This window comes from Novosphingobium sp. GV079 (assembly GCF_003058045.1).
GTDB classification, from domain to species: Bacteria; Pseudomonadota; Alphaproteobacteria; order Sphingomonadales; family Sphingomonadaceae; genus Novosphingobium; species Novosphingobium capsulatum.
In genome coordinates this window covers 177,298-195,322 of sequence record NZ_QBUE01000007.1, presented here as the reverse complement: position 1 = coordinate 195,322, position 18,025 = coordinate 177,298, and the positions used below count along the sequence as shown (strand labels likewise).

Annotated in this window: 17 protein-coding genes; 5 read left to right on the top strand and 12 right to left on the bottom strand. The window is 65.3% G+C overall.

Annotation, left to right across the window (positions count from 1 at the left end):
• Window positions 1–129 precede the first annotated feature (129 nt).
• From C8K14_RS11770 to C8K14_RS11720, 11 genes are all read right to left on the bottom strand, one after another.
• Entirely contained in the window at window positions 130–558 is a 429-nt protein-coding gene (locus tag C8K14_RS11770; RefSeq protein ID WP_107716795.1) for a hypothetical protein, read from the bottom strand.
• Window positions 555–1,922, bottom strand: a complete 1,368-nt coding sequence (locus C8K14_RS11765) for an acetyl/propionyl/methylcrotonyl-CoA carboxylase subunit alpha (RefSeq protein ID WP_107716794.1) — start codon at window positions 1,920–1,922, stop codon at window positions 555–557. Before C8K14_RS11765 ends, C8K14_RS11770 begins: the two co-directional genes overlap by 4 nt.
• Window positions 1,922–2,446: a biotin/lipoyl-containing protein gene (locus C8K14_RS11760; RefSeq protein WP_062787505.1), complete on the bottom strand. Its 525-nt coding sequence runs from the start codon at window positions 2,444–2,446 to the stop codon at window positions 1,922–1,924. Before C8K14_RS11760 ends, C8K14_RS11765 begins: the two co-directional genes overlap by 1 nt.
• Before the next feature lie 72 nt (window positions 2,447–2,518).
• On the bottom strand, window positions 2,519–3,976 hold the full coding sequence (locus C8K14_RS11755) for a pyruvate carboxylase (RefSeq protein ID WP_107716793.1): 1,458 nt from the start codon (window positions 3,974–3,976) through the stop codon (window positions 2,519–2,521).
• A 92-nt stretch (window positions 3,977–4,068) separates the two neighbouring features.
• Window positions 4,069–5,202, bottom strand: a complete 1,134-nt coding sequence (locus C8K14_RS11750; protein ID WP_107716792.1) for an acyl-CoA dehydrogenase family protein — start codon at window positions 5,200–5,202, stop codon at window positions 4,069–4,071.
• Window positions 5,203–5,230: 28 nt separating this feature from the next.
• Window positions 5,231–6,421 carry an acyl-CoA dehydrogenase family protein gene (locus C8K14_RS11745; protein ID WP_107716791.1) on the bottom strand — a complete coding sequence of 397 codons (1,191 nt, stop codon included), beginning with the start codon at window positions 6,419–6,421 and terminating at the stop codon, window positions 5,231–5,233.
• 14 nt (window positions 6,422–6,435) lie between these two features.
• On the bottom strand, window positions 6,436–7,248 hold the full coding sequence (locus C8K14_RS11740; protein ID WP_107716790.1) for an enoyl-CoA hydratase/isomerase family protein: 813 nt from the start codon (window positions 7,246–7,248) through the stop codon (window positions 6,436–6,438).
• 11 nt (window positions 7,249–7,259) lie between these two features.
• Entirely contained in the window at window positions 7,260–8,102 is an 843-nt protein-coding gene (locus C8K14_RS11735; RefSeq protein WP_107716789.1) for an N-acyl homoserine lactonase family protein, read from the bottom strand.
• Complete coding sequence (locus C8K14_RS11730; protein ID WP_107716788.1) at window positions 8,099–9,028, bottom strand: OB-fold domain-containing protein; 930 nt, start codon at window positions 9,026–9,028, stop codon at window positions 8,099–8,101. The genes C8K14_RS11735 and C8K14_RS11730 overlap by 4 nt, the downstream gene beginning before the upstream one ends.
• A gap of 13 nt (window positions 9,029–9,041) precedes the next feature.
• Entirely contained in the window at window positions 9,042–10,193 is a 1,152-nt protein-coding gene (locus C8K14_RS11725) for a propanoyl-CoA acyltransferase (protein ID WP_062787484.1), read from the bottom strand.
• Between the two features lie 2 nt (window positions 10,194–10,195).
• Window positions 10,196–11,308, bottom strand: coding sequence for a 3-ketoacyl-CoA thiolase (locus C8K14_RS11720; RefSeq protein WP_107716787.1), 1,113 nt, complete (start codon window positions 11,306–11,308; stop codon window positions 10,196–10,198).
• A 239-nt stretch (window positions 11,309–11,547) separates the two neighbouring features.
• Between C8K14_RS11720 and C8K14_RS11715 the strand changes: the two genes are divergently transcribed.
• From C8K14_RS11715 to C8K14_RS11695, 5 genes are read left to right on the top strand one after another with little or no spacing between them, the layout of a single operon-like run.
• Entirely contained in the window at window positions 11,548–12,615 is a 1,068-nt protein-coding gene (locus C8K14_RS11715; protein ID WP_062787478.1) for an amidohydrolase, read from the top strand.
• The gene (locus tag C8K14_RS11710; protein ID WP_107716786.1) at window positions 12,608–14,170 is read left to right on the top strand and encodes a class I adenylate-forming enzyme family protein; all 1,563 of its coding nucleotides are present in this window, start codon (window positions 12,608–12,610) and stop codon (window positions 14,168–14,170) included. The genes C8K14_RS11715 and C8K14_RS11710 overlap by 8 nt, the downstream gene beginning before the upstream one ends.
• Window positions 14,167–15,060, top strand: coding sequence for an alpha/beta fold hydrolase (locus C8K14_RS11705; RefSeq protein WP_199223725.1), 894 nt, complete (start codon window positions 14,167–14,169; stop codon window positions 15,058–15,060). The genes C8K14_RS11710 and C8K14_RS11705 overlap by 4 nt, the downstream gene beginning before the upstream one ends.
• Window positions 15,053–16,258, top strand: a complete 1,206-nt coding sequence (locus C8K14_RS11700) for a thiolase family protein (protein ID WP_107716817.1) — start codon at window positions 15,053–15,055, stop codon at window positions 16,256–16,258. The genes C8K14_RS11705 and C8K14_RS11700 overlap by 8 nt, the downstream gene beginning before the upstream one ends.
• Window positions 16,255–17,262 carry an SDR family NAD(P)-dependent oxidoreductase gene (locus tag C8K14_RS11695; protein WP_107716785.1) on the top strand — a complete coding sequence of 336 codons (1,008 nt, stop codon included), beginning with the start codon at window positions 16,255–16,257 and terminating at the stop codon, window positions 17,260–17,262. The genes C8K14_RS11700 and C8K14_RS11695 overlap by 4 nt, the downstream gene beginning before the upstream one ends.
• On the opposite strand, the gene C8K14_RS11690 is transcribed toward C8K14_RS11695, so the two are convergent.
• Window positions 17,234–17,923 carry a TetR/AcrR family transcriptional regulator gene (locus C8K14_RS11690; protein WP_062787470.1) on the bottom strand — a complete coding sequence of 230 codons (690 nt, stop codon included), beginning with the start codon at window positions 17,921–17,923 and terminating at the stop codon, window positions 17,234–17,236. The genes C8K14_RS11695 and C8K14_RS11690 overlap by 29 nt on opposite strands.
• Window positions 17,924–18,025: the final 102 nt, after the last annotated feature.

Here is an 18,025-nt window from a genome sequence, read left to right as displayed (position 1 = left end):
TGATGGTCGCGGTGCACGGCGGCGGCGCGGAACACCAGCTCGGTAAACGGCAGGTCGAACAATGCGGCGATTTCCTCGCGGCTCCAGTCGGTGCGGACGGAGGGATCAATGCGCGCTATCGACGCCATATCAGCCCTCCATGCCGAGCAGGATGGTGCCGTATTCGGCAAGGTCGTTCGCAGCCATCCCATGGGATACGACCACCCCGGCCAGCGGCGCGGGCACATCGACCAGCGTATCGAGCACAGCCAGCCGCGCCACCGCGTCACCCTTGCCCGGCTGGCTCCCGATAGGCAACAACCATGCCACCGTGCCGACATGCGGTGCTCTGATCGTGCAAGCCTGCGCGGCGATCGCCGGCGGCGGAGGCGGCACGGCCGGCGCCACCACGGGTGCGGGGGCCAGCAGCGGATTGGGCGTCCCCGGCGAACGGGCCAGGAAGAAATCCCCTTCCGCGCTTTGCAGGCAAACCTGCTGCCAGCCGCTCGCCAGCATCGCGTCGAGCAAGGCGCGCGCATTGGTAATCGTGCGGCGGGCGTTGTCGTCCAGTGCGATCATGCGGCGGCCCCTTTACGTTCGGCGAGCAGCACTTGTTCAAGCCAACGGGTGTGGATGCGATTGGCCCGGAAATCCGGGTGCGCGATGATTTCGCGATGCAAGCCGATGGTCGTGGCGATGCCTTCCACGCGAAAATCGGCCAGCGCAGCGTCGAGCCGGTCGATCGCAAGATCGCGCGTTGGCGCATGCACGATCAGCTTGCCGATCATGCTGTCGTAATAGGGCGGGATCATCGCCCCTTCCGACATATGGCTGTCGAGACGCACTCCCTCGCCGGTTGGTGGCGCCCAGCGCGTGATCCGCCCGGGCGAGGGCATGAAATCGCGTGCGGTGTCTTCGGCGTTGATGCGGCATTCGATGGCGTGGCCCGTGAGCCTGACCTGGTCCTGCGATACGGACAGGGGCGACCCTCCGGCAATGCGCAACTGCTCCTGCACCAGGTCAAAGCCTGCGATCATCTCGCTGACCGGATGCTCCACCTGGATGCGGGCGTTGACCTCGATGAAGTAGAATTCTTCGCGCGCCACGTCATAGAGGAACTCGCACGTGCCGGCGTTGCGATAGTTGACCGAAGCTGCCAGCGCGCAGGCGCTTTCGTGCAACTGCTGGCGCAAGTGATCCGGCATGGCCACGCAGGGCGCTTCCTCGATCAGCTTCTGGTAGCGGCGCTGCACCGAACAGTCGCGCTCGCCGAAATGCACCACTCCGCCCTTGCCATCGCCCATCAGCTGGACCTCGACATGGCGGGCCTGGGGCACGAAGCGTTCCATGAACAGCGTGCCATCGCCAAAGGCGGCAACCGCTTCGGCCGAGGCGCGGTGGAAGCCGGCTTCGGCCTCGTCGCCGTTGTGGGCAATGACCATGCCGCGCCCACCGCCGCCGGCTGCGGCCTTGAGCAGCACGGGATAGCCGATCCGATCCCCTTCCCGGCGGGCGTCTGCAGCGGTCGCCACGCCATCGCAACCCGGCACCAGCGGCACCCCGGCCGCGCGCGCCATGGCCCGCGCCTGAATCTTGTCGCCCAGCGAGTCGATCACATCGGGTTCCGGGCCGACAAAAGCGATCCCGTTTTCAGCACAGAGCCGGGGCAGGATGGCCCGTTCCGACAGGAAGCCATAACCGGGATGGAGGCCGTCACAACCACTGGCCTTGGCCGCATGAACGACCAGGCGTGGATCGAGATAGCTTCGCGCAGCCTGCGCCGGCCCCAGCACGACCGCCCGATCGGCCAGTCGCGCCGCCGCAGTGTCGCGATCGGCATCGGATACGGCCACGACCGTCTCGATCCCGAGCGCCTGCGCGGCGCGGACTATGCGCAAAGCGATCTCGCCACGATTGGCGACAAAGAGACGCCGGATCGCCATCAGTCGGCCATCAGGGCGAACAGCGGCTGCCCCGCCTCGACCATCGCGCCATCGTCTGCCAATACGGCGACGATCGTGCCGGCCTGCCCCGCCTTGACGGCCGTGAACAGCTTCATCACCTCGATCAGGCAGATTTCATCTTCGCCGCCCACTTTGCCGCCTACTTCGACATAGGCCGCCGCACCGGGCTTGGGCGCGCGGTAAAACGTGCCAAGATTGGGCGCAACGATGATCACTGCGCCTTCGGGAATGGCACCGGGCGCGGTCACCGGGGGTGCTGCGGCTGGCGCCGCTGACGCCGGAGGCGTTGCTGCCGGCGCCACAGCTGCGGCAGCAGCGGGCGTAGTCGGCGCGGCCGCGGCAGGCTGGGCAGTGACCAGCGCGCCGGCCGCCGGATCGTTGGACAGCAGCAGTTCGAACGGACCGGACCGCATGTGCAGCGTCGCGATCCCGGACCGGGTGAACTCCTCGATCAGCAGGCGAACCTGATCGACCGGATTGTCGATGACTGGTTTGTGCGTCATGGCTCAGAACCATCCTCTGGTTTTGGTTTTCAGCACGCCGTGGCGTGGCGGCTTGCCCCCCTGGGAGCGCGTTCAACGGCGAAGGCTTAGGCTCAGGCCTTCGGACTTGATTTCCACCACCGGCAGCGTCGCGACCTGCATGAGCTTGCGCACGTCTTCCAGTTCGGGCGACGAGAGCAGCGGATAATCGCGACGCACCGGCCCGGCCGCGCGCATCTTGTCGATATCGGGCTGCGGCACGAACGCGCGGTAGAGCAGTTCGTCCTCGTCCTGCGTGCCGTAGCGCTTCTTCAGCGTGTCGAGATCGGGCATTTCCGGCGGCTGGGCCATCACGTCCTTGGCGCGGGGCGCCGCCATGATCCGGTCCAGCACATCGGCATCGACCGGCGCCACGGGTTCGCCATAGAAACCGGCCGCATACTGGATCACTTCGTCGGGAACGGTGCCATAGCGCTTGCCAGTGACGACATTGAGCACCGCCTGGATGCCGACCAACTGGCTGAACGGCGTGGCCATGCCCGGATAGCCCAGGTCGCGGCGCACGGCGGCGACTTCGTCGAGCACCTCGGGCAGCTTGTCCATCATCTTGTGCATGGCCAGTTGGGCCTTGAACGTCCCCATCATCCCGCCGGGAATCTGGTGCTGGATCGAGAACTCGTCGTATTCGGCATATTGGTCGACAAGGTTGCCCGATGCCTTGCCCACGGCGCGGAAATGGTCGGCCACGGGCTGGAACAGCGATTCATCCAGACTGTGGCTATGGCCGCGCAACTGGATATTACGCGCCATGATCTCGGTGGAGGGCACCGAAGGACCGTTGGCCATCGGCCTGCTGGCGGTGTGGATAACCGAAACCCCGCAGTCGATCGCGTCGAGATAGGCCTTGGCCGAAAGCCCGAGCAGGTTGTTCGAGTGAAATTCGATCGGCTTGCCGCCGGCTGCCTGGACCAGCCCAGGCACAAGTTGCTGGATCCGGTCCTTCTCCAGAACTCCCGCCGTATCATAAAGCAGAATGGAATCGATGTACGGGCTGTCCGCCAGCTTCTTCGCATTCGCGATGAAGAATTCATCCGTGTGCACCGGAGAAAGCGCGAACATGATCGCCCCAGCCACCCAGGCACCATTGGCCTCCTTGGCAACCTTGGCGAGGCGCAGCATGTTATCCATGCCGAACAGCACATCATAGATCCAGAATGAACGGATGCCGTGCGCGCAAAGCCGCTGCACCCACAAGTCCATCAAGGCCGGCGGAGTGATCCCGAACGTGACGTTGGCATTGGCACGCAGGCCCGCCCGCAACGGCGTATTGGGCATCGAGGCGACCAGAAGGTCGAGGCCCTCCCAATAGTTCTCCTGGCAATAACGCGTCAGCACGTCGAGCATGCCGCCGCCCGTCAGGTCGATCGTGCTGAAGCCGGTGCGGTCGATCAGCGGAGTGACCGGCAAGGCCATTCCCGCACGCATCCGCAAGCCCCACAAGCTCTGCTGGCCATCGCGCATCGTCTCGTCGAGAAAATCAATGTGGGCCATACCCCACGCTCTCCCTTCCATCAGCCCACGTCATGCCGCAGGCGGAACCATCACTCGTTATCGATCGGAATCGAACCGGCGGCGGCCATCGCTCAGGCCACTTTCCGATCCACGGTGGCGTCTTGCCCAAACTCGTCGCGCAGGGTTTCGATCAGAATCCGTTCGTTGTGCCAGATGGCGGCGCCAAAGGCATGTTCGATCACTTTGGCGCGGCGCAAATAGCGGTGCAGGCCCAGTTCCCAGGTGAACCCCATGCCCCCGTGGATCTGGATGGCCTCGTTGCAAACCTCACGCACCACTTCGCCGGCATAGGCCTTGGCCATGGACACGGCGCGGGCCCGATCGGGGGCATCCTCGGAATAAGCCCAGATGCCATAATAGGTTGCCGACCGTGCGGCCTCCAATGCCACGGCAAGATCGGCGCAGCGATGCTTGAGCGCCTGGAACGAACCGATCGGCTTGCCGAATTGGACACGGGTTCGGGCATATTCCACGGCTGAATCCAGCATCCGTGCCGCGATGCCCAATTGCAGGCAGGCGCTCATTGCCGCCCCGCCATCGAACAGGCGCTCGACTGCCGCAGCGGAATGGCCAGCGCCGACCAATGCGTCGGGATCGAGGACGACATCGTCGAACGTTACAGCGCCCAGGCCCGACGTGGGATCGATGTCCTGGTGCGCCCGGATCGAGACGCCAGCGGCTTTCGCCGACACGAGGAACAGGCCTGGCCCGGCGGGCCCCTGTGCCGCCACCGCAAAGTGGGTTGCATCGGCGGCCTCGCGGACCAGCAGCTTGGTTCCGGTCAACCTCCCGTCGGACACGCGCGCCAGCACCGCATGGGGCGCGTCGTCGCAGCCCTTTTCAGACAGGGCGACGGAAACGCGCAATTCGCCAGCGGCAAGCGGCGGCAGGAATGCGTCCCGCTGTGCCGCCGTGCCATGCGAACCCAACACTTCGGAGAGCAGCAGAGCATCAAGCACCGCTGCCGGAGCAAGCGCGCCACCCAGGGCTTCCAGCGAAAGAGCAAGATCGACAGCCTTGAGCCCTGCTCCGCCCTGTTCCTCGGGCACCATCATGGCAAACAGGCCCAGCTCGGCCAGCGCGGTACGCGCCGGGTCGACGGCATCACGACCCAGGTCTGGCGCGCGCAACCCGTCTTGGTCGGCAAGCAGCCGGGCGACGGTATCGCCCAGGCTTTTCTGGTCCTCGTCAAAGGCAAAATACATGGTTCAGTATCCTTGCAGCAGCCGCGCGTCAGCGCGGAAGCCCGAGCACGCGCTCGCCGATGATGTTGCGCTGGATTTCCGACGAGCCGGAGTAGATGGTGAAGGCCTTGGATTGCAGCCAACTGAGCTGGAAACGGCCCAGCGCGAGAGCGGCTGGATCGTGACCCGATATCGGCGCGACAGGGCCGAGCGCGTCCATCGCCAATTCGTACATGCGCTGGGCAGCGTGGCTCCAGTAGAGCTTGGTCATCGAGGCATCGGCACCGCGATCCGCACCATCGAGATAGCGGCTGAACGAGCGCAGGGCGTTGAGCCGGATGATCTCGATCTCGGTAATGGCCCGCGCCAGGCGCTGACGTATCGCTGGATTGTCGATCGCGGCGCGGCCGCCCTGCGTGGTTTGGCACAATGTGGCGACCAACTTGTCCAGTTCCTGCTTGAAGCGGACCTGGCGCCCCAGCGCATCTTCCGGGCCGCGCTCGTAGGCCAGCGTGGTCATCGCGATCTTCCAGCCTTCGTTGACCGCTCCGACCACGTTCTCCACCGGCACTTCGACATTGTCGAAGAAGGTCTCGTTGAACTCGGATTCGCCGGAAATCTGTCGCAGCGGGCGGATCGTGATGCCCGGAGAACGCATGTCGATCAGCAGGAACGACAGGCCCCGATGCTTGGGCACATCGTGATTCGTCCGCACCAGGGCAAAGCACCACTGGGCATATTGGGCATAGCTGGTCCAGATCTTCTGGCCGTTGACGATGAACTTGTCGCCCACAAGCTCCGCGCGGGTGCGCACCGAGGCGAGGTCGGAACCGGCATTGGGTTCCGAAAATCCCTGGCACCAGATTTCGTCGGACGAAATGATCGGCGGCAGGAAGCGTTGCTTTTGCGCCTCGGTGCCGTGGGCGAGGATGGTTGGCCCGGCCAGATTGTGGCCGATGATGTTGATGCCCTCGGGCGCGGAGGCACGGGCCATTTCCTCGGCAAAGATGCCGCGCTCGATCAGCGTCGCGCCGCGCCCGCCATATTCCTTGGGCCAGTTGATCCCGCTCCAGCCGCCGGCGTGGAGCTTGCGTTCCCAATCGAGCCGGAACATCGCCCGTTCGTGCTCGTCCTCGGGCTCGAATACGGTGTCGCCCCAACCCTTGGGCAGCGCATCGGCCAGCCACGCCCGCAGTTCGGCCCGGAACGCGCTCTCCTCAGGCGTGTAGTTGAAATCCATCGCGGTGCTCCCTGTCAGTCCTGGCCCGCCGAAGCTCGCTCGGCGGCCCCGGCAAAATCGGGCGCGCGCTTTTCGCGGAACGCCGTGACACCCTCGCGGTATTCGGGAGTGAGATAGGCGATGGTCTGGGAATAGGCTTCAAACTCCAGCATTTGCTCGAACGTCGCGGTCTGCGACATGTTGAGCAGCCGCTTGCTCATGGCCATGGCCGTGGGCGACCCAGCGGCGATCTGGCGCGCCATGGCACGCGCCTCGTCCATCAGCGCGTCGTGCGGAACGACCTTGTTGGCAATGCCCAACGCCAGCGCTTCTTCGGCGGGAACCTTGCGCGCGGTAAAGCACAGTTCCTTGGCCTTGTTGATCCCGACCGCGCGCGACAGGAAGAACATGCCGCCCAGATCGGGCATCAGCCCCACTTTGGCGAAAGCCTGGATGAAACTGGCCTTTTCGCTGGCAATGATGATGTCGCACGACAGCGCTATATTGGCGCCAGCCCCTGCCGCTGCCCCGTTGACCGCCGCGATCACCGGCTTTTCCAGCTTGTAGAGCGGTTCGAGCACTTCCTTGAGGATCCAGCGATGGCGCGCGCGGCGTTGCAGCGGGGTTAGGCTGTCCTTGCTGGCCTTGAGATCGGCACCGGCGCAAAAGCCACGGCCCGCACCGGTCAGGATCACCACCGACACGCCCGGATCGGCGGCGATGCGCGGGATCAGGTGCTGCAGTTCGCTGTAGAGCTGGTCCGTCGTCGCGTTCATTGCGTCGGGCCGGTTGAGCGTGATGGTGGCGATGCGCTCGCTCACATCGTAGATAATGTTCTCGTAGTCCATGTCGGCCCCTGTCAATTTTCGTCGTCGGCCGGCGGCACGTGCGCCAGATCGCCGTCGGTGCTGTCCGGGATGGCAAACCACTGTTCCGGCATGCGCAGCGGGATGCGGAAGTCGTGCGCGGGCACGACGATATCTGAATTGTCCAGAACGCGGCGCATGGCTGCTTGCCACACGCGCTCACTCTCGCTGCGGATGTTTCCGGTAAGGAATGCGTCGGACAGCGAACGCAGCGGGTGGTCGGTCGCGCGCGGATCGGCTGGATACCAATAGCGATAGTGATCGCCCAGGTCCGAAACGAGCGCGACGCGCCCCTTTTCCGTCGTCACCACCACCACCTGCATGCCCTCGGTATGACTCGGCACGCTCAGCACGCGGATGCCGGGGAGAAGGTCGGTGTCGCCTTCGACCAGGCGCAACTGCGCTGGTCGCTTGCGCTCGATCAGGTTGCGCAGCGTGGATTTCCAGTAAAAGATCCGCTGCGAGGGCACGGGGTCGACCGCCGCCATCAGTTCGGCCCGTTGTACCACCACGCAAGCCTGGGGAAACAGGTCGAGGTTGTCGGCATGGTCGAAATGCAGGTGAGTACACACGACATAGTCGATGTCCTGCGGCCCCAGCCCCTCTTGCCCCAGGGCCGCAGTCAGCGCGGCGTGGCCGCCACCCCAACCTTTGACCTTCAGGCGCTGATGCACGGTTGGAATGTCGGCCATGCCGCTATCGACCAGTAGGTTCACCGCCTTGCCGGCCACCGCGCCGCGCACCAGCCACACGTGCACGGGATCGCGCACGATGGCCCCGCCGTGCTGCAGGTATAGCTCGCCGATGCGCAGCGTGGTGACCGTCCAGTGGGTCATTCGCCGATCACCTCGAAACGCTCGATGTCGGAAACCGCACCTTTGCGTTCGCCTTGCGTCCACACCGCGCGCACGCGCGTGCCGGGCTTGATCGTCTGCTTGGCGGTTTCCAGGTCATCGATTTCGACGATGTGGATCATCTTGGTGGAAGCGCCGTCGAGCACGATCTCGGCATAGGCATAGGGCACCGGCCGGGTCTGGCCATAGACCTCCATGTTGATCAGCGAGCAGGCGCGGATCGTGCCGGTATCGGCGCAGGCTTTCCACGTGCCGGTGCGCTTGTGCGTGATGTCGTCGATCTCGCGCGGGGGCAGCAGGGCCTCGTCGGCGTTGGAACCACGCACCCCCATGACCACGCCATTCTGGCGGATTTCGTCGAACATGCGGCCGTAATAGGGGCCGTAGGCATGGTCATAGTGCAGCGCCATGGCATAGTTGATTACGCCAAGCGGTTCGGCCGGGGTATCGAGTGGCAACACATCCCCAACCGGAGCGTCGGGCGCTGGCACAAAGCCTTCGATCGCGGTGATCGACGTGCCCTGCTCGCTGGTCGACCAGCGCGCTGCCACGCGCTGTCCCACCGCCAGCGTGTCGATATCGGCAAGGATCTTGTGCACGAAGGCATTGCGGCAGCCGTCCAGCCGGACAAGGCCGAGAACCACGCCACCGGTGCGGGTAAAGGCCGTCAGTTCGCCGGTTTCCGGCGCCTGGACGAGGGCCACCGGCTCCTCGCCATCGACCGGCGAGAAATCCTGCCCCGGCGCGATCACCGCGCCATCGGCAAACCGCGTGCCGACGATGCGGCGATTGGGCATTTCGGCCAGGAACGTCCCCGCCGACTTGCCGGGGGTGAGCGTGTAGGGCAGCGAGATCGTGCTCTTGAACGTGGGCAGATCGATCGGTGCGGTTTCAGGTGCGTAGAACATCGTCTATCCCTCCTCAGGCGCTAAGCACGGCGCAGCCGCGCAAGTTGGCCCAACCGCCGCCGGACTGGACCAGCGCCAGCTTGGCGTCCTTGATCTGGTGCGTCTCGTTGCGGCCCATCACCTGGGTCGCCGCCTCGATCAGGCGAATGACCCCAACCGCACCGATCGGATTTGCGCCCATGCACCCGCCCGAGGGATTGACCGGAATGTCGCCATCGACTTGCGTCGCGCCCGAAGCCACCAGGTCCGCCGCCTGCCCCGGCGGGCATAGGCCCAGGCTTTCGTAATAGTTCAATTCGAAGCAGGAATACGGTTCCTGCACCTCGACCACGTCGAACTGGCGACGCGGGTTGGTGATGCCAGCGGCACGATAGACCTGGCGCGATGCGATGGCGAGCGGCTCGGACAGCATCAGCGAGCGCTCCGGCGCATTGTCCGCCTCACAGCAATAGGCCATGCCACGGATCCAGGCTGGGCGCGTGGTCGAATGGTGCGCCACCTTGTCCGACGCCAAGACGATCGCTGCGGCACCGTCGGAAATCGGCGGCACGTCGAGCAGCTTGATCGGCCAGCACAGCGGCTTGGACGCCAGCACATCCTCGACCGTCACCGCCTTCTTCTGGTGCGCATAGGGGTTTTTGAGGGCGTTGTTACGGTTCTTGGCCGCAACCATAGCCGCCGCTTCCTCGGTGTGACCCAGCACGTCCATGCGGGCGCGCCAGTAGGCGGCCGAAAAGCCCATGATCCCTACCGCGAATTCCCGGCCCCAGAAGGGATCGTAAAGCGTCGAGATCGAGTACTGCAGCTGACCTTCGGACAGCTTGTCGTAGGCAACCACCAGCGTCCGGTCGGAATAGCCGCCGGCTACCTGGTAATAGCCAGCCAGCGCACCGGCAAACCCGGCGCCGCCACCGCTGGTAAGCCGCACCACCGACTTGCCTTGCGCCCCGATCGCATCGACCACCCACTTTTCGGGCTGGTTCACGGCGGCAAACAGCACCGGCCCGGTGGCAATCACCACCGTATCGATGTCGTCCATCGACAGATTGGCGTCGGCCAATGCCCGGTCCACGGCCTCGCGCACAAGGCCTGCCTGGCTGACGTCGGTACGGCGACGCGCGTGATGCGTCTGCCCGACGCCAACGATTCCTACTTCGCGACCCATGATCAAACCTCGAGAGTGAAGACGCAGTTGGTCTGCATCGCGACACCGCCGGTGCCATGAACGAGTGCGGTCGCGGGAGCCTTTGCCCCTGCCGCAACCGGCGTCGAAAGCCGCTTGGCCGCCTCGGCCAGCCGAACCAGGCCAGTTGCCATGATCGGATCAGCCGGCAGCGCCCCACCCGAAGCGTTGACCGCCGGATCGAGCGCGATCTCGGCGCCCCGGCCCGCAGCCGCCAGGCCCAGTCCTTCGAGCGCGAGCAATTCGCCCACGACGGAACTCCCGCTGGTTTCGACCACGTCGGCTGCCGCCTTGTCCCAACCGGCCTTGCCCAGCGCCATGCGCGTGGCGGCCGCGACCGAATCCAGCCGGTTGATGCTGCGGTCGGCAAAGTTGTGCGTTTCCAGGCTGGTGCCCATGCCGGTAATGAACACCGGCGGACGCCCCGTGCGGCGCGCCACGTCTTCGTTGCAAATCAGCACGGCGACCGCGCCATCGAGCGGGCGGGAAATCATCAAATCCGTCAGCGGCCACGCCGCCTCGTCGCCAGCCAACACGGCCGCGGCATCGGGCAAGGTATCGATTGCCACGTTGCCGTTGGCGGCCGCGTCGGCCCAGCGCTTGGCCACGATCGCGGCAAGGGCTTCATCGGTGATCCCGTGCGCGGCAAGATAGCGCTGCGCCTGGATACCCAGGGCGGCCTTCTGGCCAAAGCCCACCGGGCGCTGGTAGAACGGCTCGACCATCGCCGACCAGTAAAGGTCGATGTCGGATTCCGAAGGCTTGGAATAAGCAACGATCAGTCCGATCGACGAAGCGCCCGAGCGGATCTTGTTGACGCCATAAAGCGCGCCCCACAGCCCGTCCTCCTCGACGCGCGCCTCTTCCTTGTGGTGAGCGCCAAGCGCGCCCAGGAAACCGCAATTTGAGATCGAGCGACCGTCTAGAACGTCGCTGCCGGAGTCGATGACGAAATCGACATCGTCCAGCGTCAGGCCGGTGCCCTTGAACACGTTGGCGACGACGGACGAAATAAGATCGATGTGCTGCGCGTCACGCCACGCCGGACGCAACTCGGTTTGTGCGGAGGCGAGCACCGCAACCTTACTGAGACCCATTGGCTTCCTCACCCTGTCATTCGCCGAAATTCGCCGCTGCGGACTCCTTCGGCCTCTCCCCCATCTTGTATGCCCGGCGCGTCGCCGATGTCAAAAACAAAATTCGACGTTTCGTCGGAATTTTGGAGATGGAATTTCAGTATATGCGCGATCTTACCCGTGATATCTGCGGTTTTTGGGCCTTGCAATTTCATTTTCCCCGAAACATTATCGGATAGAACAAGGCGAGGGAGCGGAATGTGGGACTAGATGTAACGGGGCGGTTTCGGTACCCGCCACCCAACGCTGCCTGGCTCGCGCGGCACGAAGAGCCCCTGCTCGATCCGGACCTCCCGATCATCGATTCGCACCATCACCTGTGGGTCCAGGATGGGCATCCCTATCTGCTCGACCAGTTGGCCGACGATCTCGCCACGGTACCGGGCGTGAAGGCCACCGTCTTCGTCCAGGCTCACTATGGCTATCGCGACAACGGCCCCGCCCACCTTGCCCCCATCGGCGAAACCGAGAAGGTGGCAGCTATCGCCCGCGCGGCCCGCGCGCAGAGGCTGCCCCACGTCGCGTCGGCGATCGTCGCCTTTGCCGACCTTGCCCTGGGCGATGCGGTTGAGACCGTGATCGAGGCCCATGCCCAGGCCGCCGAGGGTGCGCTACGCGGTATCCGCCACAGCGTCTCACGCGATCTGGCCTTTCCCGATGGCGTGGTGATCCGGCCTGCTCCCGCCGGACTGTTGGGCGACCCTACCTATCGTGCGGGGCTGCGCACGGTCCAGCGGCTCGGCCTTGGCTACGATGCCATGCTATATCACGGGCAGATCGGCGAACTGGCAGCCATGGCCGATGCACTCCCCAGCTTGCCGATCGTGCTCGATCACATCGGCTGCATCCTGGGTGTCGGCCCTTATGCTGGCCGGGCCGGCGAACTATTTGCGCGCTGGCGCCTCGACATGGCCGACCTGGCCAAGCGCGACAACGTTTCAGTCAAGATCGGCGGCTTTGGCATGATCGTGTGCGGGGCGCGCTGGCACGAAGCGGAATGCCCGCCCTCTTCCGCCACCCTGGCGCAGGCGTGGCGGCCTTATGTGGAAACCTGCATCGAATTGTTCGGCGCCAATCGCTGCATGTTCGAAAGCAATTTTCCGGTCGACAAAGCGATGTACTCCTATCGCACACTGTGGAACGCGTTCGCGCGTCTCACAGCCTCGGCCTCCGGCGCCGAGCGCCAGGCGCTGTTCAGCGGCACTGCCGCCCGGTTTTATCGCATCCCCGAAGCAGTAGTCTCGCCAGGCCGGCTGGTCCATGGCTGAGCCGCGCAACTTCAACCGCGCCCTGCATCTGCTGCATCGGGCGCAACAGACGCCCGAGCGGATGGCGATCATCGCCGGGGCCGAGCGGATCGATTTTGCGACGCTGGCGCAACGCGCCCGCGTCACGGCCGGTGCCCTGCGCGATCTGGGCATCGGCGCGGGCACGCGGGTGGGCATCCTACTTCCGGCAGAGCCCGAGTTCATCGTCGTGCAACAGGCCCTGCTGCTGCTGGGCGCCACGGTGTCGCCGCTCAACGTCGCCTATACGAAGTCCGATCTGGCGCATGCGATCGACAGTTGCGGGCTGCAGGCCATCGTGCTGCACGCCGACTGGTGCGACCGCATGCCCGCACAGGCCCCGCCGATCAAGATCGCGGCGGGCGCCGTGGGCCGGGACCTGCTGCCCGGCTATGCCTCGCTCGATCATGCAAGGGCGAAGGCCCGGCCGCTGACCGATCCCGCCACCGTCGCCCCGACCGACGTGGCGTTCCTGCTCAATACCAGCGCGACGACCGGGAAATCCAAGGGCGTCATGCTCACCGCCGGCAACCTCGCCGCCAACTACGACGCCACGCCCGGCTGGCTTGGCTTGGGCGCCGAGGATGTGATCCTGTGCGCGCTGCCGCTGTTCAACACGTTCGGGCTCAACCAGGGCATCAATGCCATCATGGTCACCGGTGCCTGCATGGTGCTGCTGCCCCGCTTCGACGCGGCCCGCTGCATCGAGGCGATCGGCGAGCATGGCTGCACATTCATGCCTGCCGTGCCCACGATGCTGCAGAAGATCGTCGATCATCCCGGTCTGCGGGCCGGCGCGCTGCGCAGCCTGCGGCGCATTATGACCGGGGGCGCCCCCGTGCCCGCCGCGTTGCTGCAGCGGATCGTCACCACGGCCGGATCTGCCGTTGACGTGCGCACCGGCTATGGCCTGACCGAAGCGACCGCCTTGGTGACATTGCATCGGGTATCGTGCGATCCTGTCGGCGAGCTGGCCGGTGGCAAGGCCATCGGCCGTGCACTGCCCGGCGTGACGCTCGAGTCCATGGACGACGATGGCATGATCCTGCCGCGTGGTGTCACGGGCGAACTGGTCGTGCGCGGCGCCAATGTCATGGCGGGCTATTTCAACGCGCCGACCGATACTGCCCACGCCATGCAGGATGGCTGGCTGCGCACTGGCGATATCGGCTTTCTCGATACCGATGGCCTTGCCTGGATCGTCGACCGCAAGAAGGATGTGATTATCAGGGGCGGCCAGAACATCTATCCGGTCGACATCGAGGAGGTCATCTACGCCATCGACGGGATCAGTGAGGTGGCGGTCGTTGCCCAGCCCGACGCGGTGCTGGGCGAAGTGCCGGTAGCCTTTGTCGCTACGCGGCCGGACTGCACCCTGAGCGACGATCAGGTGCTAGCGCATTGTGTGGCCCACCTGGCCCGCTACAAATGGCCCAGCGCGGTGCGCTTTCTCGACGAACTGCCCAAGGGGTCGACCGGCAAGATCCTGCGGCGCACACTGCGTGATCGCGCGGCCAGCCTGGCGACAGCGTCATGACCGGGCATCCTGAAACGGTGGCCCTGGTCGTCGACGGGCGACACATCCAGGTGGCCGTCTGGGGCCATAGCGATGCGCCCGCCGTGATCCTGGTCCATGGATTGCGCGATCACGGCCGCAGTTGGGACCGTGTCGCCGCCGCGCTTGCCACCGGTTATCGCGTCATCGTACCGGATCTGCGCGGCCATGGTGACAGCGACTGGGCCGGACCGGATGGCTATGCCCTGGCAGCGTTTGTGGCCGACGTCCATGATATCGCGCGCGCGTTTGGGCTGGTGCGCTATGCGTTGGTCGGCCATTCCCTGGGCGGGGCCATTGCCTTGCGCCTCGCCGCGGCCGACGCCAATCGCGTATGGGCCCTTGCCGGAATCGAATGCATCGAATTGCCGATCCAGCGTGATGAGGCGGCGGCGGCCACGCCCTATGCGGTGCGCCTGCGCCAATGGCTGGACCGGCGCGCGCAGGCCCGTGCGCGTGGCCCGCGCCATTATCCCACCCGGGCAGAGGCCGTGGCCCGGATGCATGGACAGCACCCTGACTTGGCGACGGAGCTGGTCGATGCACTGGCAGCCCACGCCTTGGTGCACGATGCCGACAAAGGCTGGCGGTGGAAGTTCGACCCGCGCGTGCGCCTGCGCGCGCCGGAAGACCAGCGCGCGCACGACTTGGACGACGTGCTCGATGCCATCGCGTGCCCCGTGCAGCTTTCCTACGGCACAGGCAGTTGGGTGCCCGTGCCCGGCCCGGCACGCCTGGCCCGCCTGAAACACCATCAGATCAGCCATTATACCGGTGCCGGTCACTGGCTGCACCACCAGTTCACATCCCGGTTCATCGCCGAAACCCGTGCGTTTCTCGATGCCCACAACAGGACCCATGACCATGCGTGAAGCCGTTATCGTTTCCACTGCCCGCACCGGCGTCGCCCGCGCCTTCAAAGGCGCCTTCAACGACACCGATGCCCCGCGCCTTACCGCGCACGTGATCGAAGCCGCCGTGGCCCGCGCCGGCATCGATCCTGCGCGGATCGACGACGTGGCGATCGGGGTGGGCACGCAATGGGGTACGCAAGGCTCCAATCTGGCGCGCACGGCCATCATTGCCTCGGGCCTGCCCGAAACCATTCCGGGCACCACGCTGGACCGCAAGTGCGGCTCGGGCCTGACCACGCTGGCCTATATCGCCCGCGCGATCATCGCGGGCGATATCGATGTGGGGGTAGCGGGCGGCACCGAAAGTATCACCCACACCCGCAACGCCCACGCACCGACCTATCGTGCCCAACCGGCCGAAGTGCTGGCCGGCGATCCCCACGCCTACATGGCCATGATCGAGACGGCCGAAATCGTCGCCGAACGCTATGGCATACCGCGCGATGCGCAGGACGCCTTTGCCGTTGAAAGCCACCTGCGCGCCGCCGCGGCGCTGCGCGAGGGCCGGCTCGCCGACGAAATCGTACCGATCACGGTGACGCGCAACGTGGTCGAGCGCGATGGCACAATCTCGGGCAGCGAGGAAATGACACTCGACACCGACGAGGGCGTGCGGCCGGACACCACGCTCGAGGGCCTGGCCAAGCTGAAGCCGGTCTGGAAGGACGGACAGCTTGTGAAGGAAGGCCGTTTCGTCACGGCCGGCAACGCTAGTCAGCTCTCCGACGGCGCCTCGGCGCAAGTGCTGACGGACCGCGAGACGGCGGAGCGCGAAGGCCTTCCGGTGCTGGGCATCTTTCGCGGCTTTCAGGCAGCCGGGTGCAAGCCCGAGGAAATGGGAATCGGCCCGGTCTTTGCCATTCCCAAGCTGCTGGAACGCGCAGGCCTGTCGGTGGACGACATCGGCCTGTGGGAAATCAACGAGGCTTTCGCCAGCCAGGCTCTGTACTGCCGCGACAAGCTGGGCATCGATCCTGCAAAGCTGAATGTCGATGGCGGCGGCATTGCCATCGGGCACCCCTTCGGCATGACGGGCAGCCGTCTGGCCGGTCATGCGCTGATCGAGGCGCGGCGCCGTGGAGTGCGCTATGCGGTGGTCTCTATGTGCATCGCCGGCGGCATGGGCGCCGCCGGGCTGTTCGAGATTCCGGCATGACCGCGCTTGCCCAAGGGCCGATGCGGTTCGACGACGATGTCGTCATCGTCACCGGTGCGGGGCGTGGCCTGGGGCGTGCCTATGCCCTGGCCTTTGCCGAGCGCGGCGCGGCGGTTGTGGTCAACGACATCGGCCAGGAACCCGATGGTGCAGGCCAGTTGCGTCCGGTTGCCGACGAGGTCGTCGCCGAAATTCGCGGCGCGGGCGGGCGTGCCCTGGCCGACCACCGGTCGATCACCGAGCCGGGCAACGCCGATGCCGTGGTCGCCGCCGCCATTGCCGCGTTCGGCAAAGTGACCGTGCTGGTCAACAATGCGGGGATCATCGACTTTTCACCGATCGCGCAATTGGACGATGCAGCCTGGCGCAAGATGCAGTCGGTGACCGTGGACGGCACGTTCTTCATGTGTCGCGCGGTGTTGCCATTCATGCTGGCACAAGGTCGCGGGCGCATCGTCAACACCACCTCGAATGCCGGGTTTGGCGGCGCCTCGACGCTGGGCCATTATGGCGCCGCCAAGATGGCAGTGGCAGGCCTGACCCGGTGCCTGGCGCACGAGGTGGCGGGCACGGGCGTTACCGTGAACGCGGTTGCGCCGATGGCGATCACGCGCATGAACCGCGACGCCTTCTTCGGCGGGAAAGACGCAGGTTACAGGAAGTCAGGGGCGGGAAATGGCGAGGCCGGCGACTGGCGCGCCGACATGCGCGCGGGCCGGATCCCAATGGGCCCGCCCGAGGCTGTTGCCCCCACCGTGCTGTGGCTTGCCCATGCCAGCACTGCGATCAACGGCGAAATCTTCAGCAGTTCTTCGGGCAAGGTGGCGCGTGTCGGCTTTGCCGTGGGCCAAGGCTGGTTCGATCCGGACCACGGGCCGGAAGACTTGCGGGACCATGCGGCAACGATCCGCGCCTTGGGCAATTTCCTCGACATTGCCGCCACGGCAGACGAATTGGCCCTGATCCCGCCGCTCTTTAGCTCCCAGGCGACGCGCTCGGGCTAGGCGGCGTGCGCGGCAGCACTGAAATCGCCTGCGTCATCATGTCGAGCATGTCATCGTAGAATTGCCGCGCGGTCATGCCCGAATGCTCAGGACTGGATGCATATTGCGTCACGCCCTGAAGGAACATCGCGCCCACGCATTCGAGGCGGAACGCGGCCAGTTGCGGCCCCAGCGCGGCCAACCTCGCTTCGAGCAGCGTCATCGCCTCACGCAGTGCGCGCGTCGCCGGGCTGCCTTGGTCCACCGGATGGGGCACGCCACGTGGCCGGTGCGTCGCCAGATAGGCCGCATGGCACCGCATATAGGAAATGACGCCCTTTTCTTCATACATGGCAAAATTGGGCTCGAACAAAATCCGCAAAAGATAGCGCAAATTGTCCAGCTGTCCCGTCTTGCGTCCAGCCTTGAGCAACGCTTCGCGCTGCGGCTGAAGTTGCTCCTCGCGATATTCGAACACGGCATAGAGCAGCCCGAGCTGGTCCCCGAAATGATACTGCACTGAACCGGCAAATTTCTGGTTTGCCGCTTCACAGATCATCCGCATCGTCACGCCATCGATGCCGCGCTCGCCAAACAACGCCTCTGCTTCCAGAATCAACCGTTCGCGCGTGCCGGTGGCTAGCGGACGGACCTTGCGGGCTGGGGCGGTCGTGGTGGGCATCACCAAGGGCCTAATCTGGCCGGATAAAATGTCAACGCTATAACGTATGTGCTAATTTCCATCGATATCGCCGAATTATGATTGGACGAATCGGCATAAACG

Excerpts from the sequence above, each read along its gene's own strand:
- C8K14_RS11750 (WP_107716792.1), bottom strand. The coding sequence starts at position 5,202 with ATGTATTTTGCCTTTGACGAGGACCAGAAAAGCCTGGGCGATACCGTC.
- C8K14_RS11690 (WP_062787470.1), bottom strand. The coding sequence starts at position 17,923 with ATGCCCACCACGACCGCCCCAGCCCGCAAGGTCCGTCCGCTAGCCACC.
- C8K14_RS11695 (WP_107716785.1), top strand. The coding sequence starts at position 16,255 with ATGACCGCGCTTGCCCAAGGGCCGATGCGGTTCGACGACGATGTCGTC.
- C8K14_RS11705 (WP_199223725.1), top strand. The coding sequence starts at position 14,167 with ATGACCGGGCATCCTGAAACGGTGGCCCTGGTCGTCGACGGGCGACAC.
- C8K14_RS11720 (WP_107716787.1), bottom strand. The coding sequence starts at position 11,308 with ATGGGTCTCAGTAAGGTTGCGGTGCTCGCCTCCGCACAAACCGAGTTG.
- C8K14_RS11740 (WP_107716790.1), bottom strand. The coding sequence starts at position 7,248 with ATGGACTACGAGAACATTATCTACGATGTGAGCGAGCGCATCGCCACC.
- C8K14_RS11710 (WP_107716786.1), top strand. The coding sequence starts at position 12,608 with ATGGCTGAGCCGCGCAACTTCAACCGCGCCCTGCATCTGCTGCATCGG.
- C8K14_RS11700 (WP_107716817.1), top strand. The coding sequence starts at position 15,053 with ATGCGTGAAGCCGTTATCGTTTCCACTGCCCGCACCGGCGTCGCCCGC.
- C8K14_RS11745 (WP_107716791.1), bottom strand. The coding sequence starts at position 6,421 with ATGGATTTCAACTACACGCCTGAGGAGAGCGCGTTCCGGGCCGAACTG.
- C8K14_RS11760 (WP_062787505.1), bottom strand. The coding sequence starts at position 2,446 with ATGACGCACAAACCAGTCATCGACAATCCGGTCGATCAGGTTCGCCTG.
- C8K14_RS11770 (WP_107716795.1), bottom strand. The coding sequence starts at position 558 with ATGATCGCACTGGACGACAACGCCCGCCGCACGATTACCAATGCGCGC.
- C8K14_RS11755 (WP_107716793.1), bottom strand. The coding sequence starts at position 3,976 with ATGGCCCACATTGATTTTCTCGACGAGACGATGCGCGATGGCCAGCAG.
- C8K14_RS11725 (WP_062787484.1), bottom strand. The coding sequence starts at position 10,193 with ATGGGTCGCGAAGTAGGAATCGTTGGCGTCGGGCAGACGCATCACGCG.
- C8K14_RS11730 (WP_107716788.1), bottom strand. The coding sequence starts at position 9,028 with ATGTTCTACGCACCTGAAACCGCACCGATCGATCTGCCCACGTTCAAG.
- C8K14_RS11765 (WP_107716794.1), bottom strand. The coding sequence starts at position 1,922 with ATGGCGATCCGGCGTCTCTTTGTCGCCAATCGTGGCGAGATCGCTTTG.
- C8K14_RS11735 (WP_107716789.1), bottom strand. The coding sequence starts at position 8,102 with ATGACCCACTGGACGGTCACCACGCTGCGCATCGGCGAGCTATACCTG.